The following is a 26,507-nucleotide window of genomic DNA, read 5'->3' on the forward strand; positions in this document are numbered from 1 at the left end:
GCGACCATGCCCGAGGCCTACATCATCGATGCCGTTCGGACCCCGGTCGGCAAGCGCGGCGGCGCGTTGTCCGCGGTGCACCCCGCCGACCTGGGCGCGGCCGTGCTCGCCGCCCTGCTCGACCGCGCGGCGATCGACCCGGCGCTGGTCGACGACGTGGTCCTGGGTTGCGTCGACGCGATCGGACCGCAGGCGGGCAACATCGCACGCACGTCCTGGCTGGCCGCCGGGTTCCCGGAGCACGTCCCGGGGGTGACGGTCGACCGGCAGTGCGGTTCGAGCCAGCAGGCGCTGCACTTCGCGGCGCAGGCGGTCCTGTCCGGCACCGCCGACCTCGTCGTCGCGGGCGGGGTGCAGAACATGAGCGCGATCCCGATCAGCGCCGCGATGCTCGCCGGGCAGCAGCACGGCTTCCCCGATCCCTTCGGGGGCTCGACGGGCTGGCGCGCCCGGTACGGCGAGCAGCAGGTCTCGCAGTTCCGCGGCGCCGACCTGATCGCCGAGCGCTGGGGGATCACCCGGGAGCGGATGGAGCACTACGCCTTGCGCAGCCACGAACGCGCGCTCGCCGCCCTCGACGCCGGGCGGTTCGACCGCGAGCTGGTGCCGGTCGCGGGCGCGACCGCCGACGAGTGCCCCCGCCGGGGGACCAGCACCGAGCGGATGGCCGAACTCCCCGCGCTGGCCGACGGTTCCCGGCTCACCGCGGCGGTGGCCAGCCAGATCTGCGACGGCGCCAGCGCGGCGCTGGTGGCCTCCGAGCGGTTCGTCGCCGAGCACGGAGTGCGCCCCCGCGCGCGGATCCACCACCTCGCCGTGCGCGGTGCCGATCCGGTGTGGATGCTCACCGGTCCGATCCCGGCCACCGAGCACGCGCTGCGGCGGACCGGGCTGTCCGTCGACGACATCGACCTGTTCGAGGTCAACGAGGCGTTCGCCAGCGTGGTCCTGGCGTGGCTGGCCGAGACCGGTGCCGACCCGGACCGGGTCAACGTCAACGGCGGCGCGATCGCGCTCGGCCACCCCATCGGCGCCACCGGGACGAAGCTGTTCGCCACCCTGCTGTGCGAGTTGGAGCGGCGCGGTGGCCGCTACGGCCTGCTGACCATGTGCGAGGGCGGCGGCACGGCCAACGTCACGATCGTCGAGCGGCTGTAGCGGCGCGGCGGTTCACGGCCGGGCCCGCAGGAGCGCGGCCTCCAGCCGTCGCCGGTGGTCCCGCGGCGTGCCGAAGAGCTGCGCGCTGGAGTGCGCCCGCTTGAGGTGCAGGTGGGCCTCGTGCTCCCAGGTGATGCCGAGGCCGCCGTGGAGCTGGATGCCCTCGGCGGCCACCGCGGCGTAGGTCTCCGAGCAGTACGACTTGGCCATCGCCGCCCACTCGGCCGCCTGCTCGGTGCGGTGGGCGACGGCCCAGCTCGCGGCCCAGGACATCGACCGGGCGGACTCGACGGCCACGAACAGGTCGGCGAGGCGGTGCTTGAGCGCCTGGAACGAGCCGATCGGCCTGCCGAACTGCTCGCGCACCTTGGTGTACTCGACGATTTCGCCCAGCCAGCGCTGCGCCGCCCCGACCTGCTCGGCGGCCAGCGCCGCGGCGGCGACGTCCCGGCAGCGCGCCAGCGCCGGTTCCGCGCCGCCCGCCGCGCCGATCAGCCGGGCGGGCGCGTCGTGGAAGGTGAACCCGGTCCAGCGGCGGGTGGGGTCCATCGGCACCGCGTCGGTCCGCGCGTGCGGCAACCCACCCGGGTCCACCTCGAACAGCGAGGGGCGGGTCCCGGTGGTGGCGACCACGAGCAGGACGTCGGCCTCGGCGCCGTCGAGCACGAACAGCTTCCGGCCGGTCAGCAGCCACCGGTCGCCGTCGCGGCGCGCGAGCGCGGCGCACGTCGAGGTGTCCCACCGGTGCTTCGGCTCCGCCCAGGCCAGCGCCGCGACGGAGCCGCCCGAGGCGATCCCGGGCAGCAGGCGCGCGGCGGCGCCGGGATCGCCGGCGGCGAGCAGCACCTGGCTGCACAGCACCGCGCTGCCGAGGTACGGGCTGGTCACCAGTCGCCTGCCGAGCTCCTCGACGACGATGAGGGCCTCCACCAGACCGGCCCCGCTGCCGCCGTGCTCCTCGGGGACTGCCAAGCCGTGGGTGCCGATCTGCTCGGCCATCCGCGCCCACAGCGCCGCGTCGTGGGCCGCGGCCGGTGCCTCCGGCGGGGGGATGTCCGGACCGCCCCGGCGGTCCAGCAGGGTGCGGACGGTCCGGCGCAGGTCCTCCTGCTCGTCGGTGAACGCGAAGTGCACGGTGTCCTCCCGGTGGTGGTGCGGCGCGCCCGTTCCGCGCCAGATTAGCCGTAGCAAGCAAGTGCTTGGTAGGATCACGGGGACGCCGGATTCCGGGGAGGCTGGAGTGGATCTCGCGGACAGCGCGGAGGAAGCGGCGTTCCGCCGCGAGGTGCGGGACTGGCTCGGCGACCACCTGGCGGGCGAGTTCGCCGAGGCCAAGGGGCTCGGCGGTCCCGGCCGCGAGCACGAGGCCTTCGACGTGCGGCTCGCGTGGGACCGCCACCTGGCGGCGCACGGCTGGACCTGCCTCGGCTGGCCCGAGGAGTTCGGCGGCCGCGGTGCGTCGCTGCACCGGCAGGTGATCTTCCACGAGGAGTACGCGCGCGCCGGAGCCCCGGTGCGGGTCGGCCGGATCGGGGAGGAGCTGCTCGGTCCGACGGTGATCGCCTTCGGCACCCCCGAGCAGCAGCGCCGGTTCCTTCCCCCGATCGTGTCGGTGCGGGAGCTGTGGTGCCAGGGCTACTCGGAGCCCGGCGCGGGTTCCGACCTGGCGAGCCTGTCGACCCGGGCGGTGCTCGACGGCGGGGAGTGGGTCGTGCACGGGCAGAAGGTCTGGACCTCGCTGGCGCACGTGGCGGACTGGTGCTTCCTGCTCGCCCGCACCGATCCCGCCGGGTCGCGGCACGCGGGGCTGTCCTGCCTGCTGGTGCCGATGGACCAGCCGGGCGTCCAGGTGCGGCCCATCGTGCAGCTCACCGGGACCTCCGAGTTCAACGAAGTGTTCTTCGACGGCGCCCGCACCGGAGCCGACGACGTGGTCGGCGCGGTCGGCGAGGGCTGGCGCGTCGCGATGGGCACCCTCGGCTTCGAGCGCGGCGTGGGCACCGTGGACCAGCAGGTGGTCTTCCGCCGCGAGCTGGCCGGGATCGTGGCGCTGGCCAGGAGCAACGGGGCGATCGAGGACCCGGTGCTGCGGGACCGGATCGTGCGGGCCCGGATCGGCCTGGAGATCATGCGGTTCCACGCGCTGCGCACCCTCACCGGGGTGGCCGAGGGGACGTCCGGCCCGGAGGCGTCCATCGCGAAGCTGTACTGGGCGGGCTTCCACCGCGGTCTCGGCGAGCTCGCGATGGAGGTGGCCGGGGCGGGCGGACTGGCCGCGGGCGGGCCGCCGTACGAGCTCGACGAGTGGCAGCGGCTGTTCCTGTTCACCCGGGCCGACACGATCTACGGCGGTTCGGACGAGATCCAGCGCACCATCGTCGCCGAGCGGGTCCTCGGGCTGCCCCGGGAACCGCGGCCGTGACCGCACCGCGCGGCCCCGCGCAGCCGGGTCCGAACCGGGTTCTGAGAGGATGAGTTCCGTGGTGAGTGCGAAGGACGCGTCCCCCCGGGCCGCGACGCGGGAAGCGGGTTCCGGACGGCGCGCGGAACTGCTGGCCATCGCCGGGGAGCTGTTCGCCTCGCGGGGCTTCCTGGCGACCACGGTCCGCGAGATCGCCGACGCGGCGGGCATCCTCTCCGGCAGCCTGTACCACCACTTCGACTCGAAGGAGTCGATGGTGGACGAGATCCTGCGCGACTTCCTGGACCACCAGCGCGCGATCAACGACGAGGTGCTGCGCGCGCACCCCGACGCGCGCACCGCGATCGCCGAGCTGATCCGGCAGTCCTTCCGGGCGATGCACCGGTACCCGCACGCGGTCGCCATCTTCCAGAACGAGTCCAAGTACCTGGCGCAGTTCGACCGGTTCGAGTACCTGTCCCGGGCCGCCGCCGAGTTCGAGCGCACCTGGACCCGGGTGCTGCGGGACGGTCAGCGCGCGGGCGCCTTCCGCGGTGATCTCAACGTCAAGCTCGCCTACCGGTTCATCCGGGACACCGTGTGGACCTCGGTGCACTGGTACAACCCGCGCGGCCGGCTCACCGCCAACGTCGTCGCCGAGCAGTACGTCGCGATCTTCTGCGACGGGATCAGCGAGCCGGACCGGGCCTGACGGTCGCGGCGCGGTCGGCGAGCACGGCCGCCGCCTCGCCGACGATGCGGTCGACCAGTTCCGCGCAGCTCGGCAGCTCGTCGATGACGCCGGCGACCTGCCCGGCGGGCAGCACCCCGGCCTGCGGGCGTCCGTCGACCAGCGCGGCTTTGATCAGCATCGGCGCGTTCGCGGCCAGCAGGACGCTGCTCCAGGGCAGCTCGTGGTTCCGGCGCAGCGCCAGGCCGTCGGCGAGCAACCGCCGCCAGGACATGCCGGTCAGCTCCTTGAACGCCCACGCCTGCCGCAGCGCTGCGGGCAGCCGGCGCAGCGGGTGCGCCGACTCGGCCGCGCGGGTCAGGCCGGTGCGCAGCATCCGGTGCGGCATCCCGTCCACCCGGGAGGTCACGACGGTGTCCGAGGTCGCCGCGGCGAGGTAGTGGCGCTTGACCGCGTCGGGCACGGTGCTGTCGGTGGTCAGCAGGAACCGGGTGCCCATCGCGATCCCGGCGGCGCCGTAGCACAGGGCCGCGGCCAGCCCGCGCCCGTCGAAGAAGCCGCCGGCCGCGATGACCGGGACGTCCACCGCGTCGACCACCTGCGGCAGCAGCAGGGTGGTGGCGACCGCGCCAGTGTGCCCGCCGCCTTCACCGCCCTGCACCACGACCGCGTCCGCACCCCACGCCGCGACCTTCTCGGCGTGGCGCCGGGCGCCGACCGACGGGATCACGACCACCCCGGCGTCCTTGAGCCGGCCGATCAGCCGTTCGTCGGGCGCCAGGGCGAACGAGGCCACCGCGACGCGCTCGCGGATGAGCAGGTCGACGCGTTCCTCGGCGTCGCCCGCGTCGGCGCGCAGGTTCACGCCGAACGGGCGGTCGGTGCGCCGCTTGACCTCGGCGATGGCCTCGGCCAGCCGCGAGGTGCTCATCGTCGCCGAGGCCAGCACGCCCAGCGCCCCGGCCTCGGCGGTGGCCGACACCAGCCGGGGTCCCGCGACCCAGCCCATCCCGGTCTGCACGAGCGGGTGTCGGACGCCGGTCAGGCGGCACAGCGCGGTATCGAAAGGCGGGGCGGTGTCGAACGCCGGGGCGGTCACGCCGGGACCTCGCGGTGCCGCAGGCCCTCCGGGTCGAGGGTGCGGCGGATCAGGTCGAGCTCCTCGCCGGTGGGCAGCCGGGTCTCGGCCACCTCGTCGACGACCAGCGGGAACCCGGTGCGCTGCTGCACCTGCTCCGGGGTCACGCCGGGGTGGACCGAGCGCAGCCGCATGGTCCGGTCCGGGCCGGTGAAGTCGAGCACGGCCAGGTCGGTCACCACCACCCGCACGTCGTGGAACCGCGCCCCGGCGCGCCGCGCCCGGTCGTGGCCCACCCCGGAGACGAGGTCGACGGAGTCGACGAACACCCGCTCGCCGTGCCGGGGGATCCAGTAGTTGGTGGTGTGGTTGATCGTGTTGCCCGGGGCGCCGCGCACGCCGATCAGCTGCACCGACGGCTTGTCCCACGGGCCGATGCGGGAGATGTTCTGGTTGCCGTGGCGGTCGATCTGGCTGGCGCCCATCATCACCTGCCGCCGCCCGCCCGCGAGCAGGTCGAGCACCCGCCGGTACGGCATCCAGCCCTCCACGGGGCCGGCGCCGCGCTCGGCGCCCATCGGCGGCGGCTCGGCGAGCAGCAGCGCTTCGCCGTCGGTCAGCAGCAGCTCCGGGGCGCTGGTCAGCCGGGCCAGCCGCGCCCCGAGCGCGGGGATCAGCCCGATCGGGGAGGCCAGCACGCAGCCTGCGTCCCGCCAGGTGTCGGCGCAGGCCGCGGTGCAGACCTCGGCCCGGGTGACGTCGTCGGTCATGCCACCGCTCCTCCGGTCGCGTGGAACGCGTCGACCGCGTCCTGGTAGGACTGCTCGTCCCCGGCGAGGAACTCCGCGCGGAAGCGCTCCCAGCTCTCCCGGTCGGTCCCGCTCGCCGCGTACCGGCGCTGGAACGCCTCGTCGCGCGGGTAGTCCGGGGCGCAGTCGGTGAAGTGCGCGCCGCGCGGCGCGTGCACCACGCCGCTGGAGTGGGTCCGGTTGATCAGCAAGGTCTGCGGCCCGCCCCGTCCAGCAGCGCGGCGGTGGGCACGACCTGTTCGCAGCTCACGAAGCTGCGCCGGGCCGCGGCGCACAGCAGGTCGTCGAAGTACGGGTCGGGGCCGAGGTACTGGGCGTTGCCGTACCGGTCGGCGCGGTTGAGGTGCACCAGGGCGGCGTCGAGTTCCAGCGCGGGCATCGCCACCAGCTCCTCGCGGTCCGGGTACGGCGAGGTGACCGTGCGCAGGCCCGGGTTCAGCGCCAGGACGTCGGAGCCGATCCCGGCGCGCGTCGGCAGGAACGGCAGCCGCGCGGCGGCGGCGCGCAGGCCCGCCAGCACCATGCCCTCGTCGTACTCGGCGACCTGCGGCTCGCCGCGCTGCCGCGCGGCCCGGAAGTGCGGGTCCAGCGGGATCGAGTCGAGGGAGACGAACCCGTGCACCAGCGCCCGTACCTTGCCCGCCGCGCACAGCAGCCCGACGTCGGGGCCGCCGTAGGACACCAGCGTCAGGTCCGCCAGGTCCGAGCGCAGGATCGCCCGCACCAGCGCCATCGGCTTGCGCCGCGACCCCCAGCCGCCGATCCCGATCGTCATGCCGTCCGCGAGCTCGGCGACCACCGCGTCCGCGCTCATCAGCTTGTCCCGCATCCGCGCTTCCCTCACGTCTCGGCATCGCCGCCGCGGGCGAACTCCCGGCGGGCCCGGTCCGCCGCCCCGGCGAGGGTGAGCTCGAAGGTGAACCCCTGCTCGTACCGGTAGCCGCGCCGCACGTCCACCGGGTCGATGCCGTTGAACGACTCCTTGGCCATCCGCACGACCCGCGGGTCCTTCGCCGCGATCTCCGCGGCGAGCTCCAGCGCGGCGTCGAGCAACCGGTCCGGTTCGACCACCCGCCACACCGAGCCGAAGCGGTGCAGCTCCTGCGCGGTGGCGGTGCGGCCGGTGTAGTACAGGGCCCGGGCCGCGTGGTGCGGCACCAGGCGGGACAGGTGGGTGGCCGCGCCGAGCGCGCCGCGGTCCACTTCGGGCAGTCCGAAGGTGGCGTCGTCGGCGGCGATGATGACGTCGGAGTTGGCGACCAGCCCGATGCCGCCGCCCAGGCAGTACCCGTGCACGGCGCTGATCACCGGCACGGGGCACTCGTAGGCGGCGGCGAACGCCTCGGCGCAGCCCCGGTTGACCTCGACGAGCGCGCGGTGCCCGCCGTCGGCCGCGAGCTCCTTGATGTCCACGCCCGCGTTGAAGCCCCGGCCCGCCGCCCGCAGGACCAGGACGCGGGTCGCCTCGTCGGCGCCGACCGCGCGGATCGTCGCGGCCAATTCGTGCCAGGCGCGGGCGGGCAGCGCGTTCACCGGCGGGTGGTCGACGGTGAGCACCACCGTCCCGTCCTCGCGCCGTTCCCAGGTCGTGCTCACGAGCCCTCCAAAACCTAGCAATTGCTTGGTTGGGTGGTTACGGTAGCAACGGGGCGGGCGGGCCGCCAGTGCCGGATCCGTGCGAGCGCCCGGAGGAGCAGGAGGTGGACGGTGCCCGGAATCTGCGACGGCAGGGTCGTGGTGGTCACCGGTGCGGCGCGCGGGCTCGGCCGCGCGCACGCGCTGGAATTCGCCCGGCAGGGCGCGGAGGTGGTGGTCAACGACATCGGGGTGGCGCTGGACGGCAGCGGTGGCGACGGCGGCCCGGCGCGCGCCGTGGCGGCCGAGATCCGCGCGCTCGGCGGGCGAGCGGTGGTCCACGGGGCCGACGTCGCGGACTGGGACCAGGCCCGGGAGCTGGTCCGGTGCGCCGTCGAGGAGTTCGGCCGGCTCGACGTCCTGGTGAACAACGCCGGTTTCGTCCGCGACCGGATGTTCGTCAACCTCGCCGAGGCGGAGTGGGACGAGGTCGTGCGGGTCCACCTCAAGGGGCACGCGGCGACCACCCGCCACGCCGCGGCGCACTGGCGGGACCGGGCGAAGTCCGGCGAGCAGGTGGCGGCGCGCGTGATCAACACCTCCTCCGGCGCGGGACTGCGCGGCAGCGTCGGGCAGTCCAACTACGCGGCGGCCAAGGCCGGGATCGCGGCGCTGACCGTGAACACCGCCTGCGAGCTCGCCCGCTACGGGGTCACGGTCAACGCGATCGCGCCGTCGGCGCGGACCCGGATGACCGAGGAGGTGTTCGCCGGGTCGATGGCGCGGCCCGGCGACGGCGCTTTCGACGCGATGGCACCGGAGAACGTCGCCCCGCTGGTCGTGTGGCTGGGCAGCGCCGACTCCGGCGACGTCACCGGGCGGGTGTTCGAAGTGGGCGGCGGTGCGCTGACCGCGGTCACCGGGTGGCGGTGCGGTCCCGGCCGCGACGTCGGCAGGCGGTGGGAACCGGCGGAAGTCGGCGCGGCGGTGCGGGATCTGCTCGCCCGCGCCCCCGAACCCGAACCGGTGCACGGCAGCGGTCCCGGTCAGCGGGAGAGCGCGCGCGACCGGTGATCCCGTCCTGCGACGGTGGACCGGGTAGGCGGGGCGGCACCGGCGGGAAGCGAGCAGAACATGACCAACGAGGTACTCGACCGCATCGTGGCGCGGGCCGACGAGATCCGCGACCTCGGCCCGGTCAACGAGGAACTCGGTCGGCTGGACGACCAGGCGGCGAAGGCCCTGCGCGACTGCGGCGCGATTCGGATGCTGCAACCCGCCCGCTACGGCGGGGCCGAGGCGCATCCCCGCGAGTTCGCCGAAGTGGTGATGGCCGTGGCGGCGCTGGACGGCTCGGCGGGCTGGGTCGCCGGGATCGTCGGCGTGCACCCGTGGGAGATGGCCTTCTGCGATCCGCTGCTGCAGGAGGAGGTCTGGGGCGCCGACCGCGACACCTGGATCGCCTCGCCCTACGCCCCGATGGGCATCGCCCGCCCGGTGCCGGGCGGGTACGTGTTCAACGGGCGCTGGCAGTTCTCCTCGGGCACCGACCACTGCGACTGGATCTTCCTCGGCGGGTTCCTCGGGGACCCCTCCGGGGCGCGGGCGCAGCCGCCGGTGTCGATGCACCTGGTGCTCCCGCGCTCGGACTACCGGATCGTCGAGGGGTCGTGGGACGTGGTCGGGCTCAAGGGCACCGGGAGCAAGGACGTCGTCGTGGAGGACGCGTTCGTGCCGCAGCACCGCGTGCTGGAGTACGCCAAGGTGGTCGACGGGACCGCCGCGGCGGAGGCCGGGCTGCGCAACCCCCTCTACCGCATCCCGTTCTCCTGCGCGTTCCCGCTCGGCATCACCGCCGCGGTGATCGGCATCGCCGAGGGCGCGCTCGCCCACCACCTCGACCACCAGCGCGACCGCGTCCAGATCACCGGCACCCGGGTCGCCGACGACCCGTACGTGCTCACCGCGATCAGCGAAGCCGCCGCCGAGATCCACGCCTCCCGGGTGGCCCTGCTCGACAACGCCAGCCGGATGTACGACCGGGCCGAGGCCGGGCACGAGTTCACCTTCGCCGAACGCGCGATCGGGCGCCGGACCCAGGTGCAGGCCGCGTGGCGGGCGGTGCGCGCGGTCGACGAGGTCGTGGGGCGCTCCGGCGGCGGCGCGATGCGGATGAGCAACCCGATCCAGCGGTTCTGGCGCGACGCGCACGTGGGCCTGGCCCACGCGATCCACGTCACCGGTTCGGTCTTCCACGCCTCGGCGCTCACCGAGATCGGCGTGGAGCCGCCGGAAGGCCCGATGCGCTCCATGATCTGACGAGATTCGAGGAGGAGACGATGGTGGGAATTCGCGGGCTCGGCTACCTGCGGGTGCAGACCGCCGAGGTGGCGCGGTGGCGGGAGCTGGTGGTGGACTGCCTCGGCTTCGCCGAGGGCACCGGACCGGATCCGGGCGGTCTGTACGGGCGGATGGACGAACGGCAGGCCCGCCTGGTCGTGCTGCCCGGGGACACCGACCGGGTTTTGGCCGTCGGGTGGGAGGTGCGCGACCAGTTCGCCCTCGACGACGTCGCCGAGGCGGTCGAGTCCGCCGGCACGCCGGTCGCGCCCCTGTCCCCCGAGGAGGCCGACGACCGCGCGGTCGAGCGGGCGATCACCTTCCGCGATCCCGCGGGGGTCGCGGTGGAGGTGTTCTTCGGCCCGGTGCTCGACCACGGCCCCGTCCAGGCCGGACCCGGCCAGCGCTTCGTCACCGGGGCGCAGGGCATGGGCCACGTGGTGCTGCCGACCACCGCGATGGACGAGACCGTCCGGTTCTACACCGAGGTCCTCGGCTTCCTGCCGCGCGGGGCGGTCAAGCTCGGCGGCGGGACCCAGGGGCCGCCGCACCGGCGGGTCCGGTTCATGGGCGTCAACCAGCGCCACCACAGCCTCGCCGTGGTGCCCGCCCCGCGCAGCGGTGCTCCGGGCGTGGTGCACCTGATGGTCGAGGTCGACTCGCTGGACGCGGTGGGCCGGGCGCTGGACCGGGTGCAGCGAGCCGGGTTCTCGCTGTCCTCGACGCTGGGCAGGCACACCAACGACAAGATGGTCTCGTTCTACGTCCGCGCCCCCGGCGGGTGGGACCTGGAGTTCGGCACCGACGGGATGCTGGTCGACGAATCCCACTACACCGCCGAGGAGATCACCGCGGACAGCTACTGGGGGCACGACTGGTCGGCCTCCGAGCCGCTCGCGGCCTTCGCGGCGAAGCCGTGAGCCCGCGACCGGTCCCGGTCCAGGAGGTGGGTGAGCCCGACCACGAGACCGACGTGCTCGTCGTCGGGTTCGGCTGCGCGGGCGCCGCGGCGGCCCACGAGGCGCGGGCGCGCGGCGCCCGGGTGCTGGTGCTGGAGCGGGCCGGTGCCCCCGGCGGTTCGTCGGCCCTGTCCGGCGGCGAGCTCTACCTCGGCGGTGGGACCCCGGTCCAGCGCGCGTGCGGGTTCACCGACACCGCCGAGGACATGTTCGCCTACCTCGAAGCCGCGCTCGGGCCGCACGTCGATGCGGCGAAGCTCCGGCTGTACTGCGCGGGCAGCGCGGCGCACTTCGACTGGTTGCGGGAGCTCGGGGTCGAGTTCCAGCACTCCCTGCACGAGGCGCCGACCTGGATGCCGCTGACCACCGACGGTCTGATGTGGCTGGGGGAGAACGCCTGGCCCTACGCCGAGCTGGCCAGGCCGGCGCCGCGCGGGCACCGCCCGCCCGCGCCCGGTCCCGGCGGCCGGGTGCTGATGGACGCGCTGATCGCCGCCGTGAGCGGTGCGGGTGCTGTGGTCCACGTGGACACCCGGGCCCGGGCGCTGATCCGCGACGGCGACCGGGTCGTCGGCGTGGTCGCCCGGCGGTACGGGCGCGACCTCGTCTACCGGGCGCGCCGCGGGGTCGTGCTGACCACCGGCGGGTTCGTGGACAACGAGCGGATGCTCGCCGACCACGCGCCCGACCTGCTCGCCCACGGCAAGGTCAGCGACGGCCTCGACGACGGCGACGGGATCCTGATGGCGATGGCCGCCGGGGCCGCGACGCGCCGGATGGCGGCCGCCCAGATCGCGCTGACCGCCCTGCCCGCCCTGGCGGTGCGCGGGATGCTGGTCAACGCGCGCGGCCGGCGGTTCATCAACGAGGACGTCTACCCGGGGTTGTTCAGCATCGCCGCGGTTCGCCACCAGCCCGGCCCGTGCTGGGTGATCGCCGACGAGGCGGCCTACGAGGACGTCCCCGAGCCGGAGCGGTGGGGCGTGCGGCCGGTGCACGTCGCGGCGACCGCGGCCGAGCTGGAGCGCGACCTCGGGATGCCGGACGGCGCGCTGCGCGGCGAGGTGCGGGAGTACAACCGGCACGCCGCCCGCGGCGCGGACCCGGTCCTGCGCAAGAGCGGGCGATGGCTGCGGCCGCTGCGGGCACCGCTGGCCGCCTTCGACCCGCGGCTCGGCTTCGCGGGCGGGGCGCGCCGCAGCGCGGGGATCGGGACCGGGGCGGCGGCGTTCACCCTCGGCGGCCTGCGCACCACCCCCGACGGCGCGGTGCTCGACGTGCCGGGGGAGCCGGTCCCCGGCCTGTTCGCCGCCGGGCGGGCGAGTTCCGGCCTGCACGGCGACGGCTACGTCAGCGGGACCTCGCTCGGCGACGGCACCTTCTTCGGCAGGCGGGCGGGTGCGGCGGCGGCCGGGTCCCCGGCGCGGGACGCCCGCTGAGGCTCAGCGGGCGCGCCCCATCAACCGCCGCGAGGCCTCGTGCGCCCCGGCGACCAGCGCCGCGCGGTCGGGCCCGCTGCGCTGCTCGGCGGCGCGCTCGTTGCCGCCCGCGATCCGCACCGGGCCGTCGGCGAGGTGCCGGAGCCCTTCCCGCGCCACCTCGTCCGGGTCCGCCACGTTCAGCCCGGGGAGGTCGAAGTCGAGCCCGGCCCGTTCCATCGCCGGGGTCCGGGTCACGCCCAGCACGAGTTCGAGCACGTGCACGCCGTGCTCGCGCAGCTCCAGCCACAGGCCTTCCGCGAAGATCCGGCTGAACGCCTTGGCCGCGGCGTAGACGCTCAGGTCGGCCTGCCCGAGGTACCCGGCGAGCGAGCCGACCAGCAGGACGCCCCCGCGCCCGCGCCGCTTCAGCCGCGCGCCGAAGTGGTGGCCCAGCGCCATCGGGACGGTGATGTTCAGCGCGAGCACCTCGCCGAAGCGGTCCAGGTCCCCGGTGACGAACTCGTGGCCGTAGCTGTTGGCCCCGGCGTTGACCACCAGCAGGCCCACGTCGAGGTCGTCGGTGGCCGCCCGGATCGCGGGCAGGGCGTCGTCGTCGAGCAGGTCCAGCGCGAGGGTCCGGACCTCGACCCCGCACTTCCGCGCCCGTGCGGCCGCCTCGTCCAGCGGACCGGGTTTGCGGGCGATCAGCACGAGGTTGATGCCCGCCCCGGCGAGCTGCTCGGCGAAGGACGCGCCCACGCCCTCGGAGCCGCCCGCGATGACCGCCCACGGCCCGTACGTCTTGTCGTCGATCACGTCTCCTCCTACCGCTCGCTGCGCCACGGTAGGGAGCCCGGCACCGGGCGGGTCGGCGCGTCCCGGTCACCGGGACGGCGGACCGGGCCCGCCGCGGGCTCGCCCACCATGGGCCCGCGCCCGCCGGTGGTCGCGGGGGAGAGGAGGCGGTGTTGCCCAGGACCGCGGAAGGCAGGCCGGCCGCCGAACCGAGCTCGCCGGGACAGCGCGCCCGCCGCCGGAAGATCCTCGACGTCGCCGCGCGGCTGGGCGCGGCGGAGGGGATCGACGTCCAGATGCACCAGGTCGCCCGGCTCTCCGGGGTGGCGCTGGGCACCCTGTACCGCTACTTCCCGTCGAAGACGCACCTGTTCGTCGGCGTGCTGGCCCAGCGCACCGACCGGATGGCCGAGGCCCTCGGCCGGCGCACGCCGGTCTCCGCGGACCCGGTGGAGCGCGTCGTCGACCTGCTGGCGCGGGCGACCCGGTCGTTGCTGCGCACGCCCCGGTTGGCGAACGCGATGATCCAGTCGAACAACGCCGCCGATCCGTCCGTGGTCACCGAATCCGCGGCGATCGACGCCGAGGTGAGCGCGATGCTGCTGCGGGCGGCGGGCATCGGCGACCCCACCGACCGCGAGCGGGTGCTCGTGCGGTTGTTGCAGCACGCCTGGTACGGGATCTTGCAGACCAACCTCAACGGTCGCAGCTCGGTCGCCGCCGCCGAGGCCGATCTCCGGTTGGCCTGCCGCGCGCTGCTGGGGCCGCTGGCCGAACGCGGTGCGGGAGGCGGTGCGTGATGGAGCAGCTGCGGGAGGCGGTGCGCGCGCTCCTGCCGCGCATCGCCGAGCGCGCCGCGGTCACCGACGAGACGAGCCGCGTCCCCGTCGAGACCGTGCGGGAACTGCGCGAGGCCGGTTTCTTCCGGGCGTTGCGGCCGCGGCGGTACGGCGGCCTCGAAGGCGACCCGGTCGAGTTCTTCCGCGCGGTGCGGTCGATCGCGGGCGCGTGCACCTCGACGGGGTGGCTCGGCGCGGTGCTCGGCGTGCACCCCTGGCAGGTGGCCCTGTTCGACCGGCGGGCGCAGGACGAGGTGTGGGGCGAGGACCCGGAGGCGCTGCTGTCCTCGGCGTACGCCCCGGTCGGCGCGCTGGTGCCGGTGGACGGCGGGTACGCGCTGTCCGGGCGCTGGAGCTTCTCCTCCGGCTGCGAGCACGCCTCGTGGGCGCTGCTGGGCGCGGTCGTGGCCGGTGCCGACGGCCGCCCCGTCGACTTCCTGACCGTGCTGGTCCCGCGCTCGGAGTACGCGATCGAGGACGTGTGGGACGTCGTCGGCCTGCGCGGCACCGCCAGCAACGACATCGTGGTCGAGCGCGCGGTGGTGCCCGCGCACCGGGTGATCCGCAACTACGCGCAGGCCCGGCTGCGCTGCCCCGGGCACCGGGTGAACCGCGGCCCGCTATACCGGCTCCCGTTCGGCGCGGTGTTCACCGCCGCGATCACCGCGCCGATCCTGGGCGCCGCCGAGGGGTGCCTGCGCACCTACGTCGAGACCGCGCGGGACCGGACGCGGCTCAGCCTGGGCGGTGGCCGGTTCGCCGAGGACCCGTTCGCCCACGCGGCGGTGGCGCGGGCGGCGTCCCAGATCGATGCCGCGGTGCTGCAACTGGAGCGGAACCTGGCCGAGCTGCTGGACTGCGCGCACCGCGGCGAGGACCCGCCGCGGGAACTGCGGCTGCGCGCCCGGCGCGATCAGGTGCACGGCACCGAACGCGCGCTGGAGGCGGTGGACCGGCTGTTCGCGATGGCCGGGGGCCGCGCGCTCCGGCGCGGCGATCCGATCGAACGCGCGTGGCGGGACGTGCACGCGGGCGGCATGCACGCGGCCAACGACGTCGAGCGGACCCTCGCCCTCTACGGGCGCGGCGCGTTCGGCTTCGACGTCGAGGACAACCTGGTGTGACCCCGGTCGGCGTCAGTAGGCGAGCGGGCCGCGCAGGGTGGCTTCGGCGCCGCCGTCGGCGTAGACGAGCTGCCCGGTGATGTGCGAATTGGCCTCCGACACCAGGAAGGCGAGGACCTCGGCGACCGACTCCGGGGGTTGGTGGTGGTTCAGCGGCATGGGCACGGCCGCGTCCCGGGCCCGCCGGGTCCGCTCGTCGGTCACGGCGGTGGCCGCCATCGGGGTCAGTACGACGCCCGGCCCGACCGCGTTGAGCGGGATGCCCGCATCCGCCCAGCCGGGGGCGAGGCAGGTGCGCCGGACCCACCGCGCGAGCGCGGCCTTCGAGGAGGGGTAGAGCTGCCGCCCGCGCCCCTCGGCCACGGCGCGCTCGGCCAGCGCCAGCGCCTCCGCCTCGGCACCGGACAGGCAGGCCTCGACCAGGGCTTCGTCGCAGCCGTGCACGACGACGACCGAGGACACGGCGACGGCGCGCGGCCGGGGCGCCGCGGCGAGCGCGGGGCGCAGCTGCGCCAGCAGCTCGGTGGTGCCGAAGTAGTTGACCGAGACCAGGCGCGGGTCCGTCCCGGCCAGGCCCGCGCAGGTCACCACGCCGTCGACGGTCCCGCCGGTGCGCGCCAGGACGGCCTCGGCCGCGGCGCGGCGGCCGTCCCCGGTCGACAGGTCCGCGAGCACCTCGGTCCCGCGGAGGTCGACGCCGATCACCCGGTCGCCGCCTTCGCGCAGCAGGTCCGCGGTGCACCTCCCGATCCCGGAGGCCGCGCCGGTGACCACGACGGTGCGTGCGATGGGGGCCTCCCTCGTCGGCGGGCCGAGGCGCCGGTGCGGCGGCTCGGGAAGGCGACCGTAGGCCGGGGCGCCTCCCGGCGGGGGCGCGGTCCCGGTGAGCGGGAGGTCAGCGCGCGTTCGAGCGGGAGGCGAGCAGCACCCGGCACGCCAAGCGGATCTCGGCCTCGGCGTCGGAGGTGCTGGAGTGCTCGCTGAGCGCGGACACCAGGACGCCGTGCCAGCACTTCATCAGCAGCCCCACCAGGCGTTCGTCCTGCTCGGTCGGATCGTCCAGGCCGAGCAGGCCGAGCACGGCGTCCAGGACCCGGCGCTCGATGGCGGTCGCCTCGCTGATCGTGGCGGTGTGGGCGGCGTTGTTGGACTGCAGCATGGCCCGCGCCAGCCGCGGCTGGCGCACCAGGTGCCGCGTCGCGCGGAGCAGGGCGTCCACCACCGCCTCGACCGGGTCGGCGGTGGGGTCGACCGCCGCCGCGTCCTCGCCGAGGCGCTCGACGTGGGAAGCCAGGAGGGCGGTGAACAGGTGCGTCTTGGAGGGGAAGTAGCGGTACAGCGTGGCGATGGCCACCTCGGCTTCCCGCGCCACCTCGTGCATCTGCACGTGTTCCAGGTCGTGCTCGGCGCCGAGGTGCGCCGCGGCGCGCAGGATGCGTTCGCGCCGGGCCTTCTGCCCGGGCGAGTGGGGCTCGGCGGCCTGCCTGGGTTCGGCGATCCTGGGCACGGGCTCCCCCTCGGTGCGTCCGTCGCGTCGCCCCCATGCTACGAACCCGCCGGGCCGCTCCCGTTCACCGGGACGGACGGTGCGCGGCCCCCGCCGATGCCCGACCCTGTCCGTCGGGAAGGCGGGAGGTGCGCGATGGCAGCGCTGCGGGACCAGGTCGCGCTCGTCACCGGTGCCGGGCAGGGCGTGGGCCGGGGCATCGCGCTGGCGCTGGCGGGCGAGGGCGTGCACGTCGCCGCGCTCGGCCGGACGCGCTCGACGCTCGAGGGCACCTGCGCGGAGTTGCGGGCGCGCGGCGTCCGGGCGGAGCCGTTCGTCCTCGACGTGGCCGACACGGCGGCGATCCCGGGCGTCGTGGCGGAGGTCGTCGCCGCGTTCGGCGGGGTGGACCTGCTGGTCAACAACGCGTACCGGGGTGCCTACGGTCCGCTGCTGTCGATGACGCAGGAGGACTTCCAGCGGGGCTTCACCACCGCGCCGTTCGCGGCGTTCGCGTTCATGACCGCGTGCCACCCCTCGATGGTCGAGCGCGGCGGCGGGTCGATCGTCAACGTGGTCACCTCCGCGATGGTGCGGTGGGACCTGTCCACCTGGGGCGCCTACGCCGCCGCCAAGCAGGCCCTCCGCTCGCTGACCCGGACCGCGGCGGTCGAGTGGGCGCCGCAGGGCATCCGGGTCAACGCGATCGCCCCGCACGCCACCTCGCCCGGGGTCCGGGCGTGGGCCGAGGCCAACCCCGAGGACGCCGCGGCGTTCGAGGCGACGATCCCGATGCGGCGGATCGGCGACTGCGAGCAGGACATCGGGCGCGCCGTGGTGGCGCTGGTCGGCCCCGACCTGGGCTACCTCACCGGGGCCACGGTCCCGCTGGACGGCGGCCAGGCGCACTTCGGGTAGCCGCGACGGACACGAATGCCAGGAAGGTCAGGTCTCATGGGTCAACGATCGGTTCCGGACGTCTTCGCGCCGGCCAGGCTCGGTCCGGTGGAGCTGCGCAACCGGATCATCAAGTCCGCCACCTACGAGGGGCTGAGCCACCGCGGGCTGGTCACCGAGGACCTGCTGGACTTCCACGTCGGCTACGCCAAGGGCGGGGTGGGCATGACCACCGTGGCCTACTGCGCGGTGGCGCCGGAGGGCAGGACCCACCCGGACCAGATCCTGTGGAACGAGGACGCGCTGCCCGGCCTGCGCCGGCTCACCGAGGCCGTGCACGCCCACGGCGCCGCCGCGTCCGCCCAGATCGGCCACGCCGGACCGGTCGCCAACCCCAAGGCCAACGGGCGGCCCGCGCTCGCGCCGAGCAGGCAGTTCCACGCCACGACGCTGAGCTTCGCCCGGGAGGCGGCGGTCGCCGACCTCCAGCGGATCGTCACCGCCCACGCCGAGGCCGCCCGCCGCGCGGTGGAGACCGGCTTCGACGCCGTGGAGGTCCACCTGGGCCACAACTACCTGGCGAGCTCGTTCCTCAGCCCGAAGATCAACCGCCGCGGGGACCGCTACGGCGGCAGCCTGGAGAACCGGGCCCGGTTCCCCCGCGAGATCATGCGGGCGGTCCGCGACGCGGTGGGCGACCGGATCGCGATCATCGCCAAGCTCAACATGGACGACGGCGTGCCCGGCGGCTTCTGGCTGGACGAGGCGATCCCGGTCGCGCGGTGGCTGGAGTCCGACGGGTCCCTCGACGCCCTGGAGATGACGGCGGGCAGTTCGCTGCTGAACCCGATGTACCTGTTCAAGGGGGACGCGCCGCTGGCCGACTTCGCCGCCGTGATGCCGCATCCGGTCAAGCTGGGCGTGCGGCTCGTGGGCGGCCGGATGCTGCGCGCCTACCCCTACGAGGACCTGTACCTGCTGGAGGACGCGCGGCAGATCCGGTCGGCGGTGGACCTGCCGGTCATCCTGCTCGGCGGCATCACCGGCCGGTCCACGATGGACCGCGCGATGGCCGAGGGCTTCGAGTTCGTGGCGATGGGACGCGCGCTGCTGCGCGAGCCGGACCTGCTCGACCGGATCCGCGCCGACGCCGCGACCCCGTCGCTGTGCATCCACTGCAACAAGTGCATGGTGACCAGCTACACGGGCACCCGCTGCGTGCTCGTCGACCGGACGACCACCCGGGGGGAGAACTGGGGGACCCCGCGCGGCTACGTCCGCTGAACGCCGCCCACCGGCTCCGCGCGCGCCGTGCGGTCCTCGCGAGTGAGGGGGCTCAGCTGCGGACCCGGGTGCGGAGGCCGTCCAGGACGATCTCCAGGCTGCGCTCGAAGTCCGAGGAGCGGGCGGGTTCGCCGTCGATGGCCCCGGCGCTGGCGGCCTGCAGCGCGGTCTGCTCCTCGGCGGTGTGGCCGAAGACGAGGTGCAGCAGGGTGCGGGTCGCGACGTCGACGAGCTCGTCGGGCAGGCCGCCGTCCCGCAGCGCCTCCCGCAGCGCCGCGGCGAGGTCACCGGCGCCGAGTCCGAACGACTGCGCGGTGGCGACCACTTCGGCGCCGTCGCGGTAGGCCAGCATCGCGTCGCGGAGCTCGCCGCAGAGCTCGACCACCCGCCGGTCCCAGGTGCGGGCGCGGCGGGGTCGCCGCCCGCGGGCGAGGATCTCGTCGGCCACCGCGGCCAGCAACGTCTGCTTGTTCGGCACGTGGTGGTACAGCGCGCTGGGTTGCACGCCGAGCTCGGTGGCCAGCCGGCGCATCGTCAGCGATTCCAGCCCGTACTCGTCGAGGACCGCGAGGGCGCGGTCGACGACGTCGCTGCGGTGGTAGCGCACGCGAACCCCTCCCGTTTGACCGGTGGACCCGTCCAGTCTAGCCTGAACGCCGTTCACCTGAACACCGTTCAGTTCGTGGAGCACGCCGACACCGGGAGAACCGATGCCCGACACCTTCCAGCAGCTCGCCGATGCGGTCCTGGCCGGGAGACCGGCCACCCCCGACGACGCACTCGCGGTGCTGCGCGCCGACGACGCCGCACTGCTCGCGGTCGTCGCGGCCGCGTCCCGGCTGCGCCGGGCGCACTTCGGCAACGCGGTGAAGGTCAACTACCTGGTGAACCTGAAGTCCGGGCTGTGCCAGGAAGACTGCGGCTACTGCTCGCAGGCCCTCGGTTCGGCGGCCCCGATCCTGAAGTACTCGTGGCTGTCCCGCCAGGACGCGCTCGGGCAAGCCGCGGCGGGACTGCGGGGCGGCGCCGCGCGGGTGTGCCTGGTCGCCTCCGGTCGCGGGCCGTCCGACCGCGACGTCGCCAAGGTCACCGAGCTGGTCGGGGCGCTCAAGCAGGAGCACCCGGACGTCGAGGTCTGCGCCTGCCTGGGTCTGCTCGGGGACGGCCAGGCCGACCGGCTCCGGGACGCCGGGGTGGACGCCTACAACCACAACATCAACACCGCCGAGAGCCACCACGACGCCATCGTCGGGACCCACACCTACGCCGACCGGGTGGACACCGTGGAGAAGGCCAAGGACGCGGGCCTGTCGCCCTGCTCCGGGCTGATCGCCGGGCTGGGGGAGACCGATGAGCAGCTCGTCGAGGCGCTGTTCGCGCTCCGCGAGCTGGGGTCCGACTCGATCCCGGTGAACTTCCTGATGCCCTTCGACGGCACGCCGTTCGAGGGCACCTGGGAGCTCACGCCGGCCCGGTGCGTGAAGATCCTCGCGATGGCGCGGTTCGTGTGCCCGGACCGCGAGGTGCGCATCGCCGGGGGACGCGAGATGCACCTGCGCTCGTTGCAGCCGCTCGCGCTGCACGTGGCGAACTCGCTCTTCCTCGGCGACTACCTCACCTCCGAGGGCCAGGCGGCGCAGGCCGACCTGGAGCTGATCCGGGACGGCGGCTTCGTCGTCCTCGGCTCGGCGGAGGAGCGCGCGCAGCGCCCGGTCGATCCGGCGATCCGGCGGCGCGGCGCCGGAACCGACGTCGTCCCCAACGCGTGATGGGCCCGGCGGAGCTGCTCGCCTTCGACCGCGAGCACCTGTGGCACCCCTACACCTCGATGACCGATCCCGCGCCGACGCGGCTGGTCACCGGCGCCGCGGGCAGCAGGATCCGCATCGACGGCGTCGGCGAGGTGGTCGACGGGATGGCGTCGTGGTGGTCGGCCATCCACGGCTACCGCCACCCGGTGCTCGACGCGGCGGTGCGCGAGCAGCTCGACCGGATGGCGCACGTGATGTTCGGCGGGCTCACCCACGAGCCCGCGGTGGAGCTGGGGCGGCGGCTGGTCGCGCTCGCGCCGGACGGGCTGGACCGGGTGTTCCTCGCCGACTCCGGTTCGGTGGCCGTGGAGGTCGCCATGAAGATGGCGTTGCAGCACCAGCGCGGCACCGGGCGGACCGGGCGCACCCGGTTCCTCACCGTCCGCGGCGGCTACCACGGTGACACCTTCGACTGCATGAGCGTGTGCGACCCGGCGGGCGGGATGCACGCGCTGTGGTCCGGCGTGCTGCCCGAGCAGGTCTTCGGCGAGCGCCCGCCCGCCCTCGGCGCGGACATCGCGGAGTGGGCCGACGGGTTCCGCGCGCTGGCCGCCGAGCACGCCGACCGGCTCGCCGGGTTGATCGTCGAGCCGCTGCTGCAAGGCGCCGGTGGCATGCACCCCTATCCCGCCGAGTGCCTGGCGGTGTTCCGCGAGGTCGCCGACCGGCACGGGCTGGTGCTCGTCTTCGACGAGATCGCCACCGGGTTCGGCCGCACCGGCACGCTGTTCGCCGCCGAGGCGGGCGGGGTGCGCCCGGACGTGCTCTGCGTCGGCAAGGCGCTCACCGGCGGGTACCTGTCGCTGGCCGCGGCGCTGTGCACCGCCGAGGTCGCCCGCGGCCTGTCGGCCTGCGACTCCGGGGTGCTCATGCACGGGCCGACGTTCATGGGCAACCCGCTGGCCTGCGCGGTCGCCACCGCGAGCCTCGATCTCCTCGCCGCGCAGGACTGGTCGGCGAACGTGCGGCGGATCAACACCGGGTTGCAGGCGCTGCACCGCATCGAGGCCGCGGACGTGCGCGTGCTCGGTGCGGTCGGCGTGGTCCAGCTCGACCACGCCGTCGACGTGGCCGCGGCGACCGAGGCGGCGCTGGCCGCGGGGGTGTGGCTGCGCCCGTTCCGCGACCTGATCTACACGATGCCGCCGTACGTGTGCACCGACGAGGACGTCGCGACCCTCTGCGCCGGGATCGCTGCCGCGGCGGCGGCGGGATGAGCTGGGCGGACTGGCTCGCCGAGCAGCGGGCCGCGCGCGAGGCGGCCGGGTTGCAGCGGACGCTGCGGTCGCGGGAACCCGACGAGGACCTCGTCGACCTCGCCGGCAACGACTACCTGGGGCTGAGCCGCCACCCCGAGGTGCGCCGGGCCGCCGCGGACGCCGCCCTGGCCTGGGGTGCGGGCGCGGGTGCCTCCCGGCTGGTCACCGGCACCACCGCGCTGCACGCCGAGCTGGAACGCGCCCTCGCCGGGTTCACCGGCCGCGACGCGGCGCTGGTGCTCTCGACCGGCTACCACGCCAACCTCTCGGCGGTGACCGCGCTGGCGGACCGGGACGCGCTGATCGTCTCCGACGCGCACGTGCACGCCTCGCTGATCGACGCCGCCCGGTTGTCCCGGGCCACCGTCGAGGTGGTGCCGCACAACCGCGTCGACGCGGTCCGCTCCGCGCTGGCCGGAGCCGGGCGGCGGCGGGCGATGGTGCTCACCGAGTCGGTCTTCTCGGTGCTCGGCGACGCCGCCCCGCTGCCGCAGCTGGCGGAGGTCTGCGCCGAGCACGGCGCCCTGCTGGTCGTCGACGAGGCGCACGGGCTCGGCGTCGTCGGCGACGGCGGCCGGGGTCTGGTGCACGCGCACGGCCTGGCCGGGCACCCGCAGGTGGTGCTGACCGCGACGCTGTCGAAGTCCCTCGGTGCGATGGGCGGAGCGGTACTCGGCTCGCACGCGGTGATCGACCACCTCGTCAACCGGGCGCGGCCGTTCGTCTTCGACACCGCGCTGGCGCCCGCTCCGACCGCCGGGGCGCTGCGCGCCCTGCGCCTGCTGCGCGCCGAACCCGCGCTGCCGTCCCGGATCCACCGGCGCGGCGGGGAGCTGGCCGACCACCTCGGCGTGCCGCGCTCGGCCGGAGCCGTGCTGTCGGTGCCGATGCCGTCGCCGCGGTCCGCGCTCGCCGCGCAGGCCGCGGCACTGGAGGCCGGGGTCCGGGTCGGGTGCTTCCGGCCGCCGTCGGTGCCGGACGGGACCTCGCGGCTGCGGATCACCACCCGGGCCGGACTGCCCGAGGACCGCTGGGCGCACGCCCTCGACGTGCTGACCCGTCTCACCCGGAGGCCGACATGATCACCATCGTCACCGGAACCGGCACCGGTGTCGGCAAGACCCTCGCCACCGCGGCGCTGGCCGTCCGCTCCGGCCCGGGCACGGTCGTGGTGAAGCCCGCCCAGACCGGCGTGCCCGCCGACGAACCCGACACCGCCGTCGTGGCGCGGCTGGCCGGTTGCCCGGTCGCCGAGTTCACCCGGCTCGCGGACCCGCTCGCCCCGGACACCGCCGCCCGGCTGCGCGGCGTGGCGATCCCGCGGATCGGCGACCACGCCGCCCGCCTCCGGGATCTCGCGGCCCGGTACGAGCGGGTGATCGTCGAGGGCGCCGGTGGGCTGCTGGTCCGCCTGGACACCGAGGGCGGCACGCTGCTCGACCTGGCCGCCGCGCTGGCGCCGGTCCGAGTGCAGGTGGTGACCCGGCTCGACCTCGGCACCCTCAACCACACCGAGCTCACCGTCGCCGCCCTGCGCTCCCGCGGCCTCGAACCGGCGGGCCTGATCCTCGGCTCGGTGCCCGCGGACCCCGACCAAGCCGCCCGGCACAACCTCACCGAACTGCCGCGGGTGACCGGACTCCCGATCACCGCCCGGCTCCCGCGCGGTGCGGGGGACCTCGACCCGGACACCTTCCGCGCCCGGGCCGCGGACTGGTTCTGCGGACCGCTTTCGGTGCATCAGGAGCGGCTCCCGGAGCGAGAAGGCCGCTGATGTTCCGCCACCGGCACCGCTACGCATCCGGAAGCGGTGCTAAGGGGTGGTGGCGCCGGTGGTGTCGAGGGCGGCGACGTCGGTGGCGGCGAAGGTGCGGTGCGGGTCGCGTCCGGTGAAGTGGGCCGAGAGCGTCCGGTCCAGCTCCTCGACGGAGAACGTCCCGTCCGCCGCGACGAACTTCCGCTCCACCGCGGGCGGTGCGAGCAGGGCGACCATGTCCCCGTAGACCACGAACACCTGGCCGCTGATGTCCTCGGCGGCCGGCGCCGCCAGGTAGCTGACGAAGGTGGCGACCCGCTCCGGGTCCAGCAGATCCGGCCCGTCGGTCGGGCCGTCGAACACGTCGGCGGTCATCCCGGTCCGGGCGCGGGGGCAGATCGCGTTGGCGCGCACGCCGTACCTGGCCAGCCCGGCGGCGGTGGACAGGGTGAGCGCGACGATGCCCGCCTTCGCCGCCGAGTAGTTGGGCTGCCCCGGGGCGCCGAACAGGAACGCCTCGGAGGCGGTGTTGATCACCCTGCCGTACACCGCGGCCCCCGCCCGCTTGCTCTCCGCGCGCCAGTGCGCGGCGGCGGACCGGGACACCGCGGCGTGGCCCTTGAGGTGCACCCGGACGACGTCGTCCCAGTCCTGTTCGGACAGGTTGAACAGCATCCGGTCGCGCAGCACGCCCGCGTTGTTCACCACGACGTCGAGCCGGCCGAACGACGCCACCGCCGCGTCCACCAAGCGCTCGCCCGACGACCAGTCGCCGACGTCGCCGGGCACCGCGACGGCCCGGCCACCGGCGGCGGTGATCTCGGCGGTCACCGCCTCCGCGCCCGCGCCCACGTCGTTGACCACGACCGCCGCACCGCGCTGCGCCAAGGCGAGCGCCTCGCTGCGGCCGAGGCCGCCGCCCGCTCCCGTGACGATCGCGGTCCGCCCGGTCAGGTCCGTGTCCGCACCCATTCCGCCCTCCTGCCGTCGAGATCCGATGTCGGTCCGGGATGCCGCCCGGCACGGCGGCGAAGCTAGCGCCGATCCCGCTCGGTGCCGACCGGTCGTCCCGCTGAGCGGAACCGGGTCAGCTGTCCTCGGTGAGCCGCACCCGCGCCCGCACCACCTTCCCGGTGGCGTTGCGGGGCAGCGGGTCGGTGGTCAGCCGCCACACCGTCGGGACCTTGAAGTAGGCGAGGCGCTCCCGGAGGTGGTCGGCGAGCTCGTCCGCCCGCACGGCGCCGTCCTGCCCGGTCACGACCACCGCCCCGACGGCCTGGCCGAGGTCGGCGTCCGCGACGCCCAGCACGAGGCATTCGCGCACCGCGGGGTGGTCGGCGAGGGCGAATTCGACCTCGGCCGGGTAGACGTTCTCCCCGCCGCGCAGGATCAGGTCCGAGCGGCGGCTGCTGAGCCGGAGCAGTCCGCCGGAGCGGACGCCGAGGTCACCGGTGTGTAGCCAGCGGTCCTCGCGCAGGGCGTGCGCGGTGGCCTCCGGGTCCTCCCAGTAGCCGAGCATGTTGTACATGCTGCGCAGGCACACCTCGCCCTCCTCGCCGTCCGGCAGCGCCCGGCCCGCGGGGTCCCGGATCTCCAGCTGCACGCCGACGACGGGGCGGCCCACCGCGTCGGGGTGCTCGGCGAGGTCGGCGGGCGTGGCGACGCACGCGCCGGTGCAAGACTCGGTGAGCCCGTAGCTGTCGGTGACCGACTGCCGGGCGCCGGTGGGCAGCAGCGCGCGGACGCGGTCCTTCAGCGCGGGCGAGGACGGTGCCGAGGCCAACGAGAACGCGGTCAGCGCGGACAGGTCGTACCGGTCGAGCCCACCGCGTTCCAGCAGCCGGTTGGCCTGGGTCGGCACCACCGCCCAGTTGGTGACCCGCTCGCGCTCGACCAGCGCCAGCACCCGATCGGCGTCGAAGGCGCCCTGGTGGATCACGACCGCGCTGCCCGTCGCCAGTCGCGGCAGGGCCAGGTTGTGCAGGCTCGCGATGTGGAACAGCGGCAGCGCCAGCAGGTAGCGCTTGTCCTCGGGCGGCACCGGATCGCCGAGCCGGTGCGGGATCTCGGCGCTGAGGCGGTGGTAGTCGATGACCGCGATCAGGTTGCGGTGGGAGTGCACCGCCGCCTTGGGGCGCCCGGAGGTCCCGCTGGTGTAGAGCAGCACCGCGGGATCGTCCTCGGCCACCTCGGCGGTCGGCAGCTCGGCGCCCGGGTGCCGCGCGGCGAGCCGGGGCACGTCCCGCTCGACGTCGAGCACCGGGATCCCGGGTGGGTCGACCAGTTCCGCGCGCTTGGCGTCGACGACCAGCAGCGAGGGACGGCTGTGCCCGATCGCGTAGGCCAGCTCGGGGCGCGACCACCACGCGTTGCACCCCACCGCGATGGCGCCGAGCGAGACCGCCGCCCAGAACGCGATGATCCACTGCGGGGAGTTGGCCGCGGCGATGGCGACCCGGTCGCCCTTGCCGATGCCGTACTCGTCGCGCAGCGCCACCGCCAGCGAGGCGACCCGGTCGGCGTGCTCGGCGAAGCTGATCCGCTGGTCGACCGAGACGAGGTAGTCCCGGTCCCCGTGGCGCCGGGACCGGCGCAGCACGGCGTCGAGCGAGCGGTCCCGCTCGCGGAAGACCGGTATCGCCGAGCCGAGCACCTCCTCGGTGACCAGCTCGAAGTCACCTCCCGGCCCGGTCAGCTCCGCCAGCAGCGCGGCGGCCGCTCGACGTGGATCCTCCGCGCTGCTCATCGCGCCCCCTCGCATCCCGACGGCCGGTGCTGCGTGCCGATTCTGCGCCCGGCAGCACTCGGCCCCCGTCGCGCTCCC

General features: G+C 75.0%; 25 protein-coding genes and 1 pseudogene. 15 read left to right on the plus strand and 11 right to left on the minus strand.

From position 1 onward, the window contains the following. Positions 1-6 precede the first annotated feature (6 nt). On the plus strand, positions 7-1,158 hold the full coding sequence (locus ACQP0T_RS11945; RefSeq protein WP_433872999.1) for an acetyl-CoA C-acetyltransferase: 1,152 nt from the start codon (positions 7-9) through the stop codon (positions 1,156-1,158). Positions 1,159-1,170: 12 nt separating this feature from the next. Here the strand turns inward: ACQP0T_RS11945 and ACQP0T_RS11950 are convergent, their stop codons facing one another. Further along, a complete protein-coding gene (locus ACQP0T_RS11950; RefSeq protein ID WP_433873000.1) occupies positions 1,171-2,292 on the minus strand; it encodes an acyl-CoA dehydrogenase family protein in 1,122 nt (373 codons plus the stop codon). A 106-nt stretch (positions 2,293-2,398) separates the two neighbouring features. On the opposite strand from ACQP0T_RS11950, the gene ACQP0T_RS11955 reads away from it, so the two are divergent. Next, positions 2,399-3,580, plus strand: a complete 1,182-nt coding sequence (locus ACQP0T_RS11955) for an acyl-CoA dehydrogenase family protein (protein ID WP_433873001.1) — start codon at positions 2,399-2,401, stop codon at positions 3,578-3,580. Positions 3,581-3,641: 61 nt separating this feature from the next. Next, positions 3,642-4,271: a TetR/AcrR family transcriptional regulator gene (locus tag ACQP0T_RS11960; protein WP_433873687.1), complete on the plus strand. Its 630-nt coding sequence runs from the start codon at positions 3,642-3,644 to the stop codon at positions 4,269-4,271. Here ACQP0T_RS11960 and ACQP0T_RS11965 read toward each other — a convergent pair. From ACQP0T_RS11965 to ACQP0T_RS11980, 4 genes and pseudogenes are all read right to left on the minus strand, one after another. Then, the gene (locus ACQP0T_RS11965) at positions 4,249-5,349 is read right to left on the minus strand and encodes an NAD(P)H-dependent flavin oxidoreductase (protein WP_433873002.1); all 1,101 of its coding nucleotides are present in this window, start codon (positions 5,347-5,349) and stop codon (positions 4,249-4,251) included. The two genes, ACQP0T_RS11960 and ACQP0T_RS11965, sit on opposite strands and share 23 nt — an antisense overlap. Further along, positions 5,346-6,098 (minus strand): CoA-transferase subunit beta, encoded by a 753-nt coding sequence (locus tag ACQP0T_RS11970; protein ID WP_433873004.1) that lies wholly within the window; start codon positions 6,096-6,098, stop codon positions 5,346-5,348. The genes ACQP0T_RS11965 and ACQP0T_RS11970 overlap by 4 nt, the downstream gene beginning before the upstream one ends. After that, a pseudogene (locus ACQP0T_RS11975) lies at positions 6,095-6,966 on the minus strand (CoA transferase subunit A). Before ACQP0T_RS11975 ends, ACQP0T_RS11970 begins: the two are co-directional and overlap by 4 nt. Positions 6,967-6,977: 11 nt before the next feature. After that, positions 6,978-7,733, minus strand: a complete 756-nt coding sequence (locus ACQP0T_RS11980; RefSeq protein WP_433873005.1) for an enoyl-CoA hydratase family protein — start codon at positions 7,731-7,733, stop codon at positions 6,978-6,980. 111 nt (positions 7,734-7,844) lie between these two features. Here ACQP0T_RS11980 and ACQP0T_RS11985 point away from each other — a divergent pair, with 111 nt between their 5' ends. Genes ACQP0T_RS11985 through ACQP0T_RS12000 form a run of 4 tightly spaced genes read left to right on the plus strand, consistent with a single transcriptional unit; the run spans position 7,845 to position 12,450 of the window. Beyond that, a complete protein-coding gene (locus ACQP0T_RS11985; RefSeq protein WP_433873007.1) occupies positions 7,845-8,786 on the plus strand; it encodes an SDR family oxidoreductase in 942 nt (313 codons plus the stop codon). A gap of 60 nt (positions 8,787-8,846) precedes the next feature. Continuing rightward, positions 8,847-10,031 carry an acyl-CoA dehydrogenase family protein gene (locus ACQP0T_RS11990; protein ID WP_433873009.1) on the plus strand — a complete coding sequence of 395 codons (1,185 nt, stop codon included), beginning with the start codon at positions 8,847-8,849 and terminating at the stop codon, positions 10,029-10,031. A 20-nt stretch (positions 10,032-10,051) separates the two neighbouring features. Further along, a complete protein-coding gene (locus ACQP0T_RS11995; RefSeq protein ID WP_433873010.1) occupies positions 10,052-10,972 on the plus strand; it encodes a VOC family protein in 921 nt (306 codons plus the stop codon). Next, positions 10,969-12,450 (plus strand): FAD-dependent oxidoreductase, encoded by a 1,482-nt coding sequence (locus tag ACQP0T_RS12000; RefSeq protein ID WP_433873012.1) that lies wholly within the window; start codon positions 10,969-10,971, stop codon positions 12,448-12,450. The genes ACQP0T_RS11995 and ACQP0T_RS12000 overlap by 4 nt, the downstream gene beginning before the upstream one ends. Before the next feature lie 3 nt (positions 12,451-12,453). Here ACQP0T_RS12000 and ACQP0T_RS12005 read toward each other — a convergent pair whose 3' ends face one another. Then, positions 12,454-13,248: an SDR family NAD(P)-dependent oxidoreductase gene (locus tag ACQP0T_RS12005; protein WP_433873014.1), complete on the minus strand. Its 795-nt coding sequence runs from the start codon at positions 13,246-13,248 to the stop codon at positions 12,454-12,456. Positions 13,249-13,400: 152 nt separating this feature from the next. Between ACQP0T_RS12005 and ACQP0T_RS12010 the strand changes: the two genes are divergently transcribed. Both ACQP0T_RS12010 and hsaA read left to right on the plus strand, forming a co-directional pair. Beyond that, a complete protein-coding gene (locus tag ACQP0T_RS12010) occupies positions 13,401-14,027 on the plus strand; it encodes a TetR family transcriptional regulator (protein WP_433873016.1) in 627 nt (208 codons plus the stop codon). After that, positions 14,027-15,190 carry a 3-hydroxy-9,10-secoandrosta-1,3,5(10)-triene-9,17-dione monooxygenase oxygenase subunit gene (gene hsaA, locus ACQP0T_RS12015; protein ID WP_433873689.1) on the plus strand — a complete coding sequence of 388 codons (1,164 nt, stop codon included), beginning with the start codon at positions 14,027-14,029 and terminating at the stop codon, positions 15,188-15,190. The genes ACQP0T_RS12010 and hsaA overlap by 1 nt, the downstream gene beginning before the upstream one ends. A gap of 12 nt (positions 15,191-15,202) precedes the next feature. On the opposite strand, the gene ACQP0T_RS12020 is transcribed toward hsaA, so the two are convergent. Continuing rightward, complete coding sequence (locus ACQP0T_RS12020) at positions 15,203-15,964, minus strand: SDR family oxidoreductase (protein ID WP_433873018.1); 762 nt, start codon at positions 15,962-15,964, stop codon at positions 15,203-15,205. Positions 15,965-16,085: 121 nt separating this feature from the next. Beyond that, positions 16,086-16,697 carry a TetR family transcriptional regulator gene (locus tag ACQP0T_RS12025; RefSeq protein ID WP_433873020.1) on the minus strand — a complete coding sequence of 204 codons (612 nt, stop codon included), beginning with the start codon at positions 16,695-16,697 and terminating at the stop codon, positions 16,086-16,088. Between the two features lie 135 nt (positions 16,698-16,832). Here ACQP0T_RS12025 and ACQP0T_RS12030 point away from each other — a divergent pair, with 135 nt between their 5' ends. Then, a complete protein-coding gene (locus ACQP0T_RS12030) occupies positions 16,833-17,594 on the plus strand; it encodes an SDR family NAD(P)-dependent oxidoreductase (protein WP_433873022.1) in 762 nt (253 codons plus the stop codon). Between the two features lie 36 nt (positions 17,595-17,630). Continuing rightward, positions 17,631-18,857 (plus strand): NADH:flavin oxidoreductase, encoded by a 1,227-nt coding sequence (locus ACQP0T_RS12035; protein ID WP_433873024.1) that lies wholly within the window; start codon positions 17,631-17,633, stop codon positions 18,855-18,857. A 52-nt stretch (positions 18,858-18,909) separates the two neighbouring features. Here the strand turns inward: ACQP0T_RS12035 and ACQP0T_RS12040 are convergent, their stop codons facing one another. After that, a complete protein-coding gene (locus ACQP0T_RS12040; protein ID WP_345364019.1) occupies positions 18,910-19,464 on the minus strand; it encodes a TetR/AcrR family transcriptional regulator C-terminal domain-containing protein in 555 nt (184 codons plus the stop codon). A gap of 103 nt (positions 19,465-19,567) precedes the next feature. On the opposite strand from ACQP0T_RS12040, the gene bioB reads away from it, so the two are divergent. The 4 genes from bioB to bioD are packed head-to-tail and all read left to right on the plus strand — an operon-like array spanning position 19,568 to position 23,701. Then, positions 19,568-20,626: a biotin synthase BioB gene (gene bioB, locus ACQP0T_RS12045; protein ID WP_433873026.1), complete on the plus strand. Its 1,059-nt coding sequence runs from the start codon at positions 19,568-19,570 to the stop codon at positions 20,624-20,626. Next, entirely contained in the window at positions 20,626-21,885 is a 1,260-nt protein-coding gene (locus tag ACQP0T_RS12050) for an adenosylmethionine--8-amino-7-oxononanoate transaminase (protein WP_433873028.1), read from the plus strand. The genes bioB and ACQP0T_RS12050 overlap by 1 nt, the downstream gene beginning before the upstream one ends. Further along, positions 21,882-23,009, plus strand: coding sequence for an 8-amino-7-oxononanoate synthase (locus tag ACQP0T_RS12055; protein ID WP_433873029.1), 1,128 nt, complete (start codon positions 21,882-21,884; stop codon positions 23,007-23,009). Before ACQP0T_RS12050 ends, ACQP0T_RS12055 begins: the two co-directional genes overlap by 4 nt. Further along, the gene (gene bioD / locus ACQP0T_RS12060; RefSeq protein WP_433873031.1) at positions 23,006-23,701 is read left to right on the plus strand and encodes a dethiobiotin synthase; all 696 of its coding nucleotides are present in this window, start codon (positions 23,006-23,008) and stop codon (positions 23,699-23,701) included. Before ACQP0T_RS12055 ends, bioD begins: the two co-directional genes overlap by 4 nt. Positions 23,702-23,740: 39 nt before the next feature. On the opposite strand, the gene ACQP0T_RS12065 is transcribed toward bioD, so the two are convergent. Beyond that, positions 23,741-24,655, minus strand: a complete 915-nt coding sequence (locus ACQP0T_RS12065) for a 3-oxoacyl-ACP reductase (RefSeq protein ID WP_433873032.1) — start codon at positions 24,653-24,655, stop codon at positions 23,741-23,743. Positions 24,656-24,770: 115 nt separating this feature from the next. Beyond that, a complete protein-coding gene (locus ACQP0T_RS12070) occupies positions 24,771-26,429 on the minus strand; it encodes a class I adenylate-forming enzyme family protein (RefSeq protein ID WP_433873034.1) in 1,659 nt (552 codons plus the stop codon). Positions 26,430-26,507 lie beyond the last annotated feature (78 nt).

Source organism: Saccharopolyspora sp. CA-218241 (genome assembly GCF_050954615.1).
GTDB classification, from domain to species: Bacteria; Actinomycetota; Actinomycetes; order Mycobacteriales; family Pseudonocardiaceae; genus Saccharopolyspora; species Saccharopolyspora cebuensis.